Origin of the sequence: Exiguobacterium profundum (assembly GCF_001909285.1) — a bacterium.
In the GTDB taxonomy this organism is placed as follows: Bacteria; Bacillota; Bacilli; order Exiguobacteriales; family Exiguobacteriaceae; genus Exiguobacterium; species Exiguobacterium profundum.
Map to the genome: position 1 here is coordinate 794,672 of NZ_MRSV01000001.1, position 12,442 is coordinate 807,113.

The window sequence follows — 12,442 nt, forward strand, 5'->3', positions numbered from 1 at the left end:
TGTGAAAACGTCCACGACTTTTTTGTGGTGAAAGCGTCAGAAAACGGGAATGGATAGTCAGGAGGTGGGTGTGATGATTCAGGTTGAAGGACTCGTCAAAACATTCAAGGATGTTCCAGCTGTCGATGACGTGTCATTTTTCGTGAAAGAATGAGAAATCTTTGCGTTTTTAGGTCCGAACGGTGCGGGTAAATCGACGACGGTGCAAATGTTGACGACACTCGTGAGACCGACATCTGGAGCGGCACGAGTCAATGGATTCGATGTCGTTAAACAAGAAAAAGATGTCCGATTATCGATTGGAGTTGCCTTACAAGAAACAGGAATCGATAAAGTGTTGACGGGACGAGAGCTCCTTGTCTTACAAGGGCGTTTGTTTAAGATGTCGAATGAAGAGGCGCAACGTCGAGCCGATGAGTTACTCGAAGTCGTTTCACTGACGGATGCGGCCGATCGCCGGAGTGGTACCTATTCCGGTGGGATGCGACGACGTCTCGACTTGGCTCTCACACTCGTCCATCGTCCGACGGTCTTGTTTTTAGACGAACCGACGACCGGACTCGATCCGGCGAGCCGAATCGAAATTTGGAATGAAGTACGCCGATTGAACGAGGAATTCGGGACGACGATTTTTTTAACGACCCTATACTTAGAGGAGGCAGATGAGTTGGCTGACCGGATTGCAATCATCAATCACGGGAAGATTGTGAGTGAAGGAACGGCCGAGGAATTGAAACAGCTCGTCGGTGGAGAGACGATTTCGATGGACTTCGCTACAGAATCTGAAGCGACCCTTGCTGCGACGCGATTTCATACATCTTCGAATGGCACACATGTATCGTTTGAGTTACGTGACATGACGTTGACTGAGATTGTTCGTTCCTTGGATGAACAAGGGTTGCAGCCTGAACGATTGACTGTCAAGCAACCATCGCTCGATGATGTATTCTTGAAAGTGACAGGCGAATCGTATGAAGGAGGCGAGATCCGTGTGGACTGAGACATGGCTATTCACGAAACGGAGTTTGCTGACAACTATTCGAAATCCGTTTTCATTCATCCCGAACTTGATCATTTCTGTATTCTTTTTACTTGTGTATACGAGTGGCTTGTCGAGCGTGGCCTCGTTGCCTCAGTTCGAAGGGAGCGACTATTTGAATTTCATCTTACCCGTATCCATTGTTTCAGGTGCAGTCGGGGGAGCGGGAGGCACGGGTCAGGCGCTTGTCCGAGATATTGAGAGTGGCTATTTCGCACGGCTCTTGTTGACACCGGCGACCCGTACGGCGATTGTGCTCGGACCGATGATTGCGGGGATGTTGCAATTACTCGTCCAAACGCTACTTATTTTTGTTTTTGCGTTTCTCCTCGGTCTCACGATTCCTGTCGGTGCCGCTGGATTCTTTTTTACGGTATTACTCGCAATCGGATTTGGACTTGGTTTCGCAGGATATTCAGTGGGCGTCGCCTTGAAAACACGAAATGCACAAGCGGCACAGGCAGGGACGTTGTTGTTCTTTCCTTTAATTTTCCTGTCGACGACGTTCGTTCCGAAAGAATTGATTGAAGCCGAATGGTTGAAAGTGGCGGCGACGTTCAATCCAACCACGTATATTTTCGAAGGGATGCGAGCGGTTCTGACTCAGCCGGAGATTGACTGGGGTGCTTTATCTGCAGGGCTCGCAGTCGCGGGTACGATGAGTGTACTCATGATCGTCTTTGCGGCAACGAACGCGAGAGGGGCATAAAAACAAAAATAAGGGAGGAGTTTGATGCAGGAACTATCAACGATGATTCGGATTATTTTAACAGGGATTGGAGCATATATTTCTATCATTCTCATGTTGCGTGTTTCTGGTAAGCGTACATTGGCAAAAATGAATGCATTTGATTTTATTGTGACGGTTGCACTTGGTTCTATTTTGGCAACGACCTTGACTAGTCAACAAACCTCTTTATTGGCTGGACTGACTGCGTTCGGTACACTAATTGTCTTACAATATATATTAGCGAAACTATCTAAGCGATTCTCCATTGTGAATCAAATGATTAAATCAGAACCAACTCTACTGTTTTATAAAGGAGATTATTTGAGAGAACATCTACAAAAAGAACGAATTTTAGAGATCGAGGTCATTCAAGCGATTCGATCAAGTGGCACTCCTCGAGGACAAGTCGAAGCAGTAATCATAGAAACGGATGGAACGTTTTCTGTTTTGAAAGACTCTCGTCATGTAATGGGACATGTGAACAAATAAAAACGACTCGGTTCCGATGAACCGAGTCGTGATATTGTATTAGAGATATGATCCAGCGCCTACATAGCGTGGTGCCCAGTATCCAGAAGTGAAGCTCGCGTATTTCACGCCGCCTGTTTCTGAGTTGATCATTTGTGTTTTGCTAAGAGCCATTCCGACGTGTTGAATCGTTCCGCCTGAATGTGAGAAGAAGACGAGATCGCCTGCTTGGATCGCTGACTTCGAGATTTTCTTCGCGCTTGAGTATTGCTGACGTGAAGAACGTGGTAGTGTTTTTCCGATTGCTTTCTTGTACACGTGTCCAGTATATCCTGAGCAGTCAAACCCTGAAGTTGTTGTTCCACCATAGCGATACGGTGTTCCGAGATATTTCTTCGATTCAGCGACAAGTTTCGAACGTTTGCTAGAAGATGACGTTGAAACCGTTGTTGATGTCGACGTGTTCGCTTTCAAGTATGTGTACGTTGAAGAAGCTGAGATATAACGGTGTGTGCCTTTGTAGTTGATTTTATAGAACGAACCGGATTTACCAAGGTATGTATAGCGTTGACCTTTATCCATTTTCGCGACGACTTTCGATGATGTAAGTGACGGGGCAGTACGGATGTTCAAACCGTTTACTTTCGAGTAAGCAAATGTACCGGTAGCGGCTTCTGCTTGTTCACCTGTTGAGAACATAAGACCCGAGAAAGCGACAGTGGCAGCGACGACGATTGATGCGATACGCTTTAACATTGTATAAATCCCTCCGTTTTTAAAATCAAGACATTCGTATATGACAAATCGAGTAATTTTTAATGGTAGAGCACAAGTTGCGGGATATACCCGGTTTCCTGTGCAAATAAACTATATCATGCGCAAGACCGATAGCATTTTTCAATCGCAAGTCAAAAAAGCGTTTTCTTGTAACAAAAATGAAACAATATGTGGATATAGCACTTATTTTGTTACAAAACTATCTTTTACTGTGTAAGGATTTGTACAAGAGGGAAACGATTGAACAAAAGGTGATTTTTGCACGGTGATGGCACGGGCAAAATATGGTTAGATGATGGCAGAACAAATGAATCAAGTTGAATGCTTCTTGTAATGAAATGTAGAAAGATAGGTGACTTGAATGAGTCAACAGACAGAACCGACAAAGAACTATACACTTCGTGAGCTTGAAACGAAGACGTTGAAAGAATTATATGAAATTGCCAAAGAAGTCAAAGTACCGAACTTTCGAGAAGCGCGTAAGCGTGAGCTCATGTTCCGTATTTTGAAATCACAGGCTGAATCAAAAGATTTATACTTCCTCGAAGGTATTTTAGAGATCATCCCACCGAATCCTCAGTCTCAAAATGATGGCGGATTTGGATTCCTCCGACCAATCAACTATTCTCAATCTTCCGAAGACATCTATATCGCTGCATCGCAAATTCGTCGCTTTAATCTTCGAAACGGGGACCTTGTCACAGGAAAGGTCCGTAAACCGAAAGAGAATGAACGGTTCCAAGGTTTGTTGAGTGTTGAAGCGGTCAACGGAGAGTCGACGGACTCGACGCGTTCGCGTGATTATTTCCCGGCATTGACACCGATTTATCCAGAACAACAGATGGTGCTCGAGACAGAGCCGGCCCATCTTTCGGTTCGTGTCATGGATATGATCGCACCAGTCGGGTTTGGCCAACGCGGGTTGATTGTGGCACCACCAAAAGCGGGGAAAACGTCGCTTTTAAAAGAAATTGCCAACTCGATCACGACGAATCATCCGAACGTCGAATTAATCATTCTTCTAATCGATGAACGACCAGAGGAAGTGACGGATATTCAACGCTCTGTACCGGATGCGGACGTGGCGTTCTCGACTTTTGATGAGACACCGGAAAACCATGCGCGTATTTCAGAACTCGTTCTCGAACGCGCGATGCGTCTCGTGGAACATAAGAAAGACGTGGTCATCCTACTCGATTCCATCACACGCTTGACGCGTGCGTATAACCTGTCTGTTCCACCAAGCGGACGGACACTCTCGGGGGGGATTGACCCGGCGGCGTTCCACAAACCGAAAAAGTTCTTCGGAGCGGCACGGAATATCGAGGATGGAGGTAGCTTGACTATCCTCGCGACAGCGCTCGTCGATACCGGATCGCGAATGGACGACGTCATCTATGAAGAGTTCAAAGGAACAGGGAACATGGAACTGCATCTGGACCGGAAATTGGCAGAGCGCCGGATCTTCCCTGCAATCGACATTCGTCGCTCGGGAACACGGAAAGAAGAGTTGTTACTCGGGAAGGACGAACTCGATTCGCTCTGGACGATTCGTCGTACGATGAACGAGTCTCCAGACTTCGTCGAACAGTTCTTACGCCGTGTCCGTGAGACGAAAACAAACCTCGACTTTTTTGCTGCGCTATAGGCAGATAAGAAAAAAAGACGACCGGTGAAAAAAACGAAAACAGACTTGTAAAACCTATAGTAGGGTGATATTATATTCTAGTGAACTTTCTCTAGGTTGAAAGAATACTTAGGGCCGAAGGAGTTGAAAAGCAATGAAACAAGGAATCCACCCAGAATACCGTAAAGTCGTATTCATGGACTCGACGACAGAATTCAAATTCATCACTGGTTCAACTCGTTACTCTAACGAGACAATCACGATGGAAGATGGAAACGAGTACCCACTCATCCGTGTCGATGTATCTTCTGATTCGCACCCGTTCTACACAGGTCGCCAGAAATTCGCATCTGCAGATGGTCGTATCGAGCGCTTCAACAAGAAATACCAACGTTAATCGTAAAGTTGTATGCTCACCGCCTAGGGATTGCCCTTGGCGGTTTTTTGTTGCATCGACACGGGTAAAGAGACGAAAGTATGTCGTGAGGGGGCCGTTATGGAATTTATACTCATTAGTATTAGCTTGTTGATCGGGGTCGGCATCATGTCTCAATGGTTGGCATGGCGTTATCAAATCCCGGCAATCATCATTATGACGCTCGCTGGAGTATTGGCGGGTCCAATCCTCGTGCTGTTCGATCCGCGTGAATTATTAGGGGGTTTATATAGTCCGATCATTTCGTTTGCGGTCGCCATCATCTTATTCGAAGGAAGTCTTGGGCTTCACTTTAGCGAAATCAATCAGTTCCGGAGGTCGATCGTCCGGATTGTCACGATTGGAGTCGCGCTCTCATTTGTCGGGATGTCGCTACTCATTCAATATGTAGGAGGGTTACATTGGGTCGTCGCCTGGACGATGGGGGCGCTCTTCGTCGTGACGGGTCCGACTGTCGTCATTCCGTTGTTGCGTCAGGCACACTTGAAAGATCGAGTCGGAGCGATTTTAAAATGGGAAGGCATCATTGTCGACCCTGTTGGAGCATTACTCGGGCTCTTCGTCGTTCGACTTGGATACATCGTATATGAAGGTATGGATTTATGGATGCAACTCCTCTTTGCAGGTGCCTGTATTGTAGGGATTGGACTCGGTTACTTGTTCGGCCATCTCTTGATGGGATGGTTTGTGGCAGAAAAAGTACCTCGCTATCTCCGTGCCTCGGTTACGTTGACGGCTGTCCTCATCTTATTCTCACTCAGTGAGCTTATGATGCATGAAGTCGGGCTGCTCGCCGTTACGGCGATGGGGATGACGATGGCCAATACGAAACATCGGGATGAAGAAATCATCGAAGAACTGCAATCATTCAAAGAGGATATTTCAATCTTGCTCATCTCATCTGTCTTCATCTTGTTGACGGCTTCCCTGTCTCGGGCAGAGCTGTTGAATATTTTCCAATGGCCGCTTCTCTTGACGATTGCGGGCATCCTGTTCTTGGTTCGCCCAGTTGCGATTTACTTGTCGACCATCGGTGGAGGTTTGCCGCTAGCGGAACGAGGGTTCATTGGTTGGATTGCCCCACGCGGGATTGTCGCGATGACGGTCGCGGGATTCTTTGCTGAAGAAGTCGCGCATCTTGGGATTGACGATGCGAAGCAAATGTTGCCGCTCACACTCGGTCTCGTCTTCATTTCCGTTACATTGCACGGTCTCACGATTCGACCGCTTGCGCGAAAATTGAAATTAATCGATGAACAAAAAGAGGCGAACGCTGATGAATAAAGGATGGAGTTCTTTCAATCAGCATTTAGGAGAAGTCAACCCTTTTCCTCAACTCGAAAGATAGGTATAATCGGAAAGCGATTATCGATGGAGAGGGCGAAGAACAATGATGCATGTGACGAACCGATATGGTTGGATTGAAGTGATTTGTGGGAGTATGTTTTCGGGGAAGTCGGAGGAATTGATTCGCCGAGTCCGCCGTGCTCATTATGGAAAGATTCCGGTCCAAGTATTCAAACCAGCAATCGACGACCGGTATCATGAAGAGAACGTCGTCTCACACACAGGGAACTCGGTCGTGGCCGTGCCAATCGCATCAAGCCAAGACTTGTATGATGCCGTTCGTGAAGAAACACAGGTCATCGCGATTGACGAGGTGCAATTCTTTGATGAAGGAATTGTAGACGTCATCGAACAACTTGCGAACGAAGACAAACGCGTCATCTGCGCTGGGCTCGATATGGACTTTCGAGGCGAACCGTTCACGATGATGCCTGAACTGTTGTCACGCGCGGAGTTCGTGACGAAACTACAGGCCATCTGTTTGTCATGCGGCGCGCCTGCTTCGCGGACACAACGTCTGATCGATGGGCAACCTGCTCGGTATGAGGACCCGGTCATCTTGGTCGGGGCTTCCGAGTCTTACGAACCACGATGCCGACATTGTCATGATGTACCGAACAAACCACATCCGGTCCGCCATACGGTGGTAGACTGATGAATCGACGGACCGCCCTCGGCGGTCCGTTTTTTTGCTATAATATATAGAGTTTGATTTGACGGAGAAAGGACGGATCATCATGTTTGACCGTTTAAGTGTATTAGAAGATCGTTACATGCAATTGAATGAAATGCTCGCCGATCCTGAGGTGCTCAGTGACTCGACGAAGTTGAGACAATATTCGAAAGAGCAGGCACAACTAGAAGAGACGGTACAGATGTATCGTCAGTATAAAGAAACAAGTACAGCTTTCAAGGAAGCGAAGACGATGCTTGAAGACCGGACGCTCGACGCCGACATGCGTGAATTGGCAAAAGAAGAGATGAACCTCCTCGAGCCAGAAGTCAAAGAGCTAGAAGCGAAACTGCGGATTTTATTGCTTCCAAAAGACCCGAACGATGACAAGAACGTTATCGTCGAAGTCCGAGGAGCAGCAGGCGGAGACGAAGCGGCACTCTTTGCAGGAGATTTATATAAGATGTATACGCGATTCGCTGAACGTCAAAATTGGAAAGTGGAACTCATTGACGCGAACTATACCGAACTCGGTGGATTTAAAGAAGTCACGTTCATGATCAACGGGGCAGGTGCCTATTCAAAGCTCAAGTTTGAGAACGGAGCCCATCGTGTGCAGCGAGTCCCGTCGACTGAATCGGGCGGACGAATTCATACGTCCACAGCAACGGTTGCCGTTCTTCCGGAAGCAGAGGATGTCGAAGTGCATATCGATATGAAAGATGTACGAGTTGATACGTTCACTTCATCTGGTCCAGGGGGACAATCGGTCAACACGACGCAATCAGCTGTCCGTTTGACACACATTCCTTCAGGGCTCGTCGTATCATGTCAAGATGAGAAGTCGCAGCATAAAAACAAGGATAAGGCGATGAAGGTCCTTCGAGCACGCCTGTATGACAAAATGCAAAGCGAACATATGGAAGAGTTGTCTGCGCAACGAAAATCGGCTGTCGGAACAGGTGACCGTTCCGAGCGGATTCGCACATACAACTTCCCACAAAGTCGTGTCACAGATCATCGGATTGGATTGACCCTTCAGAAGTTGGACCGTGTCCTAGCAGGTGAACTCGAAGACATTATCGACGCACTCATCATGGACGAACAGGCACGTCTCATGGAGGAAGCGGAATGATGCGGATTGCCGCGCTACTTAAGCAGACGGAAGAACGACTAGTTGAAGCTGGGCGCGACCGTGCGGCTGCCGAATGGTGGCTCATGCATGTGTTGCAAGTCGATCGCACCGGTCTCCTCGTTCGTTTGTCGGATGAATTGTCTTCAGATGAAGCGACACGGTTCGAGACGGGAATCGAGCGTTTATTGATCGGAGAACCGGTACAACACGTGATTGGACATGCTCCGTTTTACGGGCGCTCGTTTGAAGTGAACCGGGATGTGTTGATTCCGAGACCAGAAACGGAAGAGTTGATCGACTGGGTACTTGGGCAACTTCGTCACATCAAGGATGATGAGATTGTCGATGTCGGGACAGGAAGCGGGGCCATTGCGATTACCTTGAGCCTCGAGCTCGGCGTACGTGTACAGACGGTCGATATTTCGCGTGAGGCGATTGAAGTCGCTAAACGAAATGCAGCCACACTTGGCGCAACTGTACGGTTTTATGAAGGAGACGGGCTCGCACCGATTGCGGACCACTCGATTCGCGTTCTCGTCTCAAATCCGCCTTACATCGAGGCCGATGAGCTGTTAGATGAGACGGTCGTCGGCTACGAACCGCACCTTGCGCTCTTCGGAGGGAAGGATGGGCTCGACATGTATCGGCAATTAATATTGGAATCGGTGCGCGTCTTACGTGCCGATTGGCATTTGATTGCGTTTGAAATCGGGTATAACCAAGGACAAGATGTGAAATCATTACTGTCTGAACGTTATCCTGAAGCAGAAACGGGTATTTTAAAAGATATAAACGGCAAGGACCGTATCGTCTATGCCGTAAGGGAAGGGATTGCGTATGGAAACGAAATGGATTAATTCGAATGAGATTGAAGAGGGGGTACGTCTTCTTCAAGCGGGTGAAATCATCGCCATGCCGACAGAAACCGTCTATGGTCTCGCTGGAGATGCCATGAACGATGTGGCAATTCGAAAGATTTTTGAGGCAAAAGGTCGTCCGTCGGATAACCCGCTCATCGTCCATATCGCTTCAATCGACCAAACGAGTTTGTTTGTCGATTCGATTCCTCCTGTTGCCAAACGCTTAATGGATGCGTTTTGGCCAGGCGCTTTGACGATCATCTTGCCTTCAAACGGACGAGCCTCTTCGCTCGTGACCGCGGGCCTCGATTCCATCGGACTCCGGATGCCGAATCATCCGGCAGCACTCGAGTTGATTCGTAAGTCAGGGTTAGGGCTTGCGGCTCCGAGTGCGAATCGTTCCGGACGACCTTCGCCGACAACTGCTCAACATGTCGCGGATGATTTGAACGGACGAATCGCAGGAATCGTGGATGGGGGTCCTACCGGAATCGGAGTCGAGTCAACCGTTGTGGATTGTACGGGGGACACGGTAACGATTTTACGACCAGGTGGTGTGACGCGAGAAGAAATGGAAGCTGTCATTGGACCGGTCGCCTTAGATGCCAATTTGAGTAACGATGAAGCCACACCACGATCGCCGGGAATGAAGTACACGCACTATGCCCCAACGGCACCTGTTTTTTTAGTCGATTGCACACGCAAAGATTTAGAACGTGTCATCGAGGAGCGGAAGCAAGCGGGGTTGCGAATCGGTGCACTCGTCTTCGACGAGAACCCGACACCGGCTGAGGTCACGTATTCACTTGGGACCTCGATGGAAGTGGCGGCGCAACGTTTATACGACGCGCTTCGTCGATTTGATGAAACGGACGTGGATGAGATTTATGTGAACACGATTGAACCGGTCGGAGTCGCACTTGCCGTCTATAACCGTTTATACAAAGCAGCGGGCGGAAAGATTGTGCACCCGACGAAAGATGCCTAAAGACATAGAGGAGGACACGCGATGTCAATGAAACGCGTATTATTCATATGTAGTGGCAACACGTGCCGAAGCCCGATGGCGATGGCCTTGCTCCGTTCGAAGATGACCGGGGATGAGTTTGATATTCGCTCAGCTGGTCTACGGACGATGCAAGGATTCGATGCTTCAGAAAACGCACTGCAAGTTCTCAGAGAACGTGGGATTGAGCTCGATCATGTCACCCAGACGTTCGATGAAGTGTTAGGGAATTGGGCGGATATCATCTTGACGATGACACGCGCACACCGTGAACAAATTCGGGATACATACCCGGATTTGTCTGAGCGGACGTACACGCTCTATGAATTTGTGACGGGACTCGAACGGGACATCAACGATCCGTTCGGCGGTTCGATGAATGTGTATCGCCAGGTGCGAAACGAGCTCGAACCACTCGTGAATCGACTTGTGTTAAAATTAACGAATGATGGGTCAAAGGTGACGAAACCACCGAGACGCCTACCAAAGAAGACGGGGGAATGAACGAATGAAAATTGCAATTGGCGCTGATCATGGCGGCTTCAACTTGAAGAAAGAAATCGTAGCCTTGCTTGAGGAACTCGGACATGAGTATAAAGATTTCGGGACGCACTCAGCGGACTCGATTGACTACCCGGATGTGGCCATCCCGGTCGCAGAAGCGGTAGCGGCAGGTGAATTCGATCGTGGGATTTTGATTTGCGGTACGGGAATCGGAATCGGGATTGCGGCGAACAAAGTCAAAGGGATTCGTGCGGCACTCGTCCATGATTCATTCAGTGCAAAAGCGACACGTCAGCATAACGATTCGAACATCATGACGATGGGCGAGCGTGTCATCGGACCTGGTCTTGCACTCGACTTGGTGACGACGTGGCTCGATACGAACTTTGAAGGCGGTCGCCATTCAAACCGTGTCGACAAGATGAGCGCTTACGAATCGAAGTGAGTCAAATGAAGACGGAACTTCTCGGATTTTTGACGGAGCTTCACGAACGGTTCCCGTTAAATGATGAGCGCATTCTCGTCATCGGATGCTCGACGAGTGAAGTGCTCGGAAAAACGATTGGGAAGGCAGGTTCCATTGATGTCGCAAGCGAATTGATGGAAGCATTCCTTGAATTTAGAGAAAAGACAGGTGTCCATTTGGCGTTTCAAGGGTGTGAGCACATCAACCGTGCCCTCACCGTTGAGCGCCGGACACTCAAACAGTTCGGCCTCACTGAAGTGACGGTCGTCCCGGTCCGTTCCGCGGGTGGGGCGATGTCGGAGAAGGCGTATGCGAACTTCGAGGAGCCATGTGTCGTCGAATCGATTCAAGCAGATGCCGGGATTGATATCGGCTCGACATTGATTGGGATGCATTTGAAACCGGTCGCGATACCGGTTCGGTTATCATCGAAGCATCTCGGAGAGGCGTACGTCACGTTCGCAGTCACGAGACCGAAACTGATTGGTGGGCCACGGGCTCAGTATCCAAATAAATGAAGAAAGCATCGCATTTAGGTTTTTCGACCGAATGCGATGCTTTTTTGTTCAAATTATAAATCTTCTCCAAAAAGATAGGAGATGACCATCGGGAAACGCTCACGCCAGGCGAGCTCGTTGTGAACTCCTTCTTCAATCACTTCGAATCGGATGTGTTCGACCTTGTCTTTTAACAAGTTGTACACGCGTTCGCTCGACTCACGATACATCTCGTTCGTCGGTCCATTTTCGATCGGTTCCTCGACTTCTTTTGCGCCGACGTCCAAGTAAAGACGCTCGACGCCCTTCAAATCGCTCGCTTCAATCAATTGTTCCAGCTCGGTTTGGTTGAACCAAAATGCAGAGGACAGGGAAGCGACACGCTTGAAGACGTCTGGATATACACAGGCTGCATATATCGAGATGAGCCCACCCATCGAACTTCCCATCATCGCTGTTTCTTCCGGAATCGTCCGATAGTCAGCATCGATTTGAGGTTTCAATTCCTGCGCGATGTATTCGATATACGCCGAACCCTGCCCGCCGAGCACGATGTCACTTCCGAGCAAACTTTCACCGATATAAGGGTTTTCCCAAGGTCCATACTCATCGAGTCGTTGTTCGCCTGGTGCACTATCGAGGGCGACGACAATCAAGTCACGCTTCGAGGCGTCTAAATATTCACCGACGCGCCAGCTCATGTTGTAGCTCGCATCCTCGTCAGCAAAACAGTTTTGTCCGTCGTGCATGTAGAGGACCGGATATCGTTTTTCGGACGTCTCATAGTCGGCAGGTGTGTAGATTCGGACCGTTCGTGTCCGTTCGAACGGAGTGATCGTCAGTTCTTTTGTCTCAATCATAAGTGGCCTCCTCACAG

At 48.7% G+C, this 12,442-nt stretch carries 15 protein-coding genes; 13 read left to right on the plus strand and 2 right to left on the minus strand.

What is annotated here, in order from left to right; genetic code table 11:
• Positions 1-157 precede the first annotated feature (157 nt).
• The 3 genes from BBB58_RS04290 to BBB58_RS04300 are packed head-to-tail and all read left to right on the plus strand — an operon-like array spanning position 158 to position 2,258.
• Positions 158-1,000, plus strand: a complete 843-nt coding sequence (locus BBB58_RS04290) for an ATP-binding cassette domain-containing protein (protein ID WP_276327312.1) — start codon at positions 158-160, stop codon at positions 998-1,000.
• Positions 990-1,748, plus strand: coding sequence for an ABC transporter permease (locus tag BBB58_RS04295; RefSeq protein ID WP_074035693.1), 759 nt, complete (start codon positions 990-992; stop codon positions 1,746-1,748). Before BBB58_RS04290 ends, BBB58_RS04295 begins: the two co-directional genes overlap by 11 nt.
• A 24-nt stretch (positions 1,749-1,772) precedes the next feature.
• Positions 1,773-2,258, plus strand: a complete 486-nt coding sequence (locus BBB58_RS04300) for a DUF421 domain-containing protein (RefSeq protein ID WP_074035694.1) — start codon at positions 1,773-1,775, stop codon at positions 2,256-2,258.
• 39 nt (positions 2,259-2,297) lie between these two features.
• On the opposite strand, the gene BBB58_RS04305 is transcribed toward BBB58_RS04300, so the two are convergent.
• On the minus strand, positions 2,298-2,993 hold the full coding sequence (locus BBB58_RS04305) for a C40 family peptidase (protein WP_074035696.1): 696 nt from the start codon (positions 2,991-2,993) through the stop codon (positions 2,298-2,300).
• 382 nt (positions 2,994-3,375) lie between these two features.
• Here BBB58_RS04305 and rho point away from each other — a divergent pair, with 382 nt between their 5' ends.
• From rho to BBB58_RS04355, 10 genes are all read left to right on the plus strand, one after another.
• The gene (gene rho / locus BBB58_RS04310; protein ID WP_074035698.1) at positions 3,376-4,662 is read left to right on the plus strand and encodes a transcription termination factor Rho; all 1,287 of its coding nucleotides are present in this window, start codon (positions 3,376-3,378) and stop codon (positions 4,660-4,662) included.
• A 133-nt stretch (positions 4,663-4,795) separates the two neighbouring features.
• Positions 4,796-5,038 (plus strand): type B 50S ribosomal protein L31, encoded by a 243-nt coding sequence (locus BBB58_RS04315; RefSeq protein ID WP_012727387.1) that lies wholly within the window; start codon positions 4,796-4,798, stop codon positions 5,036-5,038.
• Between the two features lie 99 nt (positions 5,039-5,137).
• The gene (locus tag BBB58_RS04320; RefSeq protein ID WP_074035699.1) at positions 5,138-6,361 is read left to right on the plus strand and encodes a cation:proton antiporter; all 1,224 of its coding nucleotides are present in this window, start codon (positions 5,138-5,140) and stop codon (positions 6,359-6,361) included.
• Positions 6,362-6,467: 106 nt separating this feature from the next.
• The gene (locus tag BBB58_RS04325; protein WP_074035700.1) at positions 6,468-7,079 is read left to right on the plus strand and encodes a thymidine kinase; all 612 of its coding nucleotides are present in this window, start codon (positions 6,468-6,470) and stop codon (positions 7,077-7,079) included.
• 82 nt (positions 7,080-7,161) lie between these two features.
• Positions 7,162-8,232, plus strand: a complete 1,071-nt coding sequence (prfA, locus tag BBB58_RS04330; RefSeq protein WP_074035701.1) for a peptide chain release factor 1 — start codon at positions 7,162-7,164, stop codon at positions 8,230-8,232.
• Positions 8,232-9,089, plus strand: coding sequence for a peptide chain release factor N(5)-glutamine methyltransferase (gene prmC / locus BBB58_RS04335; RefSeq protein WP_074037873.1), 858 nt, complete (start codon positions 8,232-8,234; stop codon positions 9,087-9,089). The genes prfA and prmC overlap by 1 nt, the downstream gene beginning before the upstream one ends.
• Complete coding sequence (locus BBB58_RS04340; RefSeq protein WP_074035703.1) at positions 9,070-10,080, plus strand: L-threonylcarbamoyladenylate synthase; 1,011 nt, start codon at positions 9,070-9,072, stop codon at positions 10,078-10,080. The genes prmC and BBB58_RS04340 overlap by 20 nt, the downstream gene beginning before the upstream one ends.
• Before the next feature lie 21 nt (positions 10,081-10,101).
• Positions 10,102-10,602 (plus strand): low molecular weight protein arginine phosphatase, encoded by a 501-nt coding sequence (locus BBB58_RS04345; protein ID WP_012727381.1) that lies wholly within the window; start codon positions 10,102-10,104, stop codon positions 10,600-10,602.
• 4 nt (positions 10,603-10,606) lie between these two features.
• The gene (rpiB, locus tag BBB58_RS04350) at positions 10,607-11,047 is read left to right on the plus strand and encodes a ribose 5-phosphate isomerase B (RefSeq protein WP_074035705.1); all 441 of its coding nucleotides are present in this window, start codon (positions 10,607-10,609) and stop codon (positions 11,045-11,047) included.
• Positions 11,044-11,586 carry a TIGR01440 family protein gene (locus tag BBB58_RS04355; protein ID WP_047794818.1) on the plus strand — a complete coding sequence of 181 codons (543 nt, stop codon included), beginning with the start codon at positions 11,044-11,046 and terminating at the stop codon, positions 11,584-11,586. Before rpiB ends, BBB58_RS04355 begins: the two co-directional genes overlap by 4 nt.
• A 53-nt stretch (positions 11,587-11,639) precedes the next feature.
• On the opposite strand, the gene BBB58_RS04360 is transcribed toward BBB58_RS04355, so the two are convergent.
• Positions 11,640-12,425 carry an alpha/beta hydrolase gene (locus BBB58_RS04360; RefSeq protein ID WP_074035709.1) on the minus strand — a complete coding sequence of 262 codons (786 nt, stop codon included), beginning with the start codon at positions 12,423-12,425 and terminating at the stop codon, positions 11,640-11,642.
• Between the last annotated feature and the right edge of the window lie 17 nt (positions 12,426-12,442).

Excerpts from the sequence above, each read along its gene's own strand:
- BBB58_RS04320 (WP_074035699.1), top strand. The coding sequence starts at position 5,138 with ATGGAATTTATACTCATTAGTATTAGCTTGTTGATCGGGGTCGGCATC.
- prmC (WP_074037873.1), top strand. The coding sequence starts at position 8,232 with ATGCGGATTGCCGCGCTACTTAAGCAGACGGAAGAACGACTAGTTGAA.
- BBB58_RS04315 (WP_012727387.1), top strand. The coding sequence starts at position 4,796 with ATGAAACAAGGAATCCACCCAGAATACCGTAAAGTCGTATTCATGGAC.
- rpiB (WP_074035705.1), top strand. The coding sequence starts at position 10,607 with ATGAAAATTGCAATTGGCGCTGATCATGGCGGCTTCAACTTGAAGAAA.
- BBB58_RS04360 (WP_074035709.1), bottom strand. The coding sequence starts at position 12,425 with ATGATTGAGACAAAAGAACTGACGATCACTCCGTTCGAACGGACACGA.
- BBB58_RS04305 (WP_074035696.1), bottom strand. The coding sequence starts at position 2,993 with ATGTTAAAGCGTATCGCATCAATCGTCGTCGCTGCCACTGTCGCTTTC.
- BBB58_RS04325 (WP_074035700.1), top strand. The coding sequence starts at position 6,468 with ATGATGCATGTGACGAACCGATATGGTTGGATTGAAGTGATTTGTGGG.
- rho (WP_074035698.1), top strand. The coding sequence starts at position 3,376 with ATGAGTCAACAGACAGAACCGACAAAGAACTATACACTTCGTGAGCTT.
- BBB58_RS04345 (WP_012727381.1), top strand. The coding sequence starts at position 10,102 with ATGTCAATGAAACGCGTATTATTCATATGTAGTGGCAACACGTGCCGA.
- BBB58_RS04300 (WP_074035694.1), top strand. The coding sequence starts at position 1,773 with ATGCAGGAACTATCAACGATGATTCGGATTATTTTAACAGGGATTGGA.
- prfA (WP_074035701.1), top strand. The coding sequence starts at position 7,162 with ATGTTTGACCGTTTAAGTGTATTAGAAGATCGTTACATGCAATTGAAT.
- BBB58_RS04340 (WP_074035703.1), top strand. The coding sequence starts at position 9,070 with ATGGAAACGAAATGGATTAATTCGAATGAGATTGAAGAGGGGGTACGT.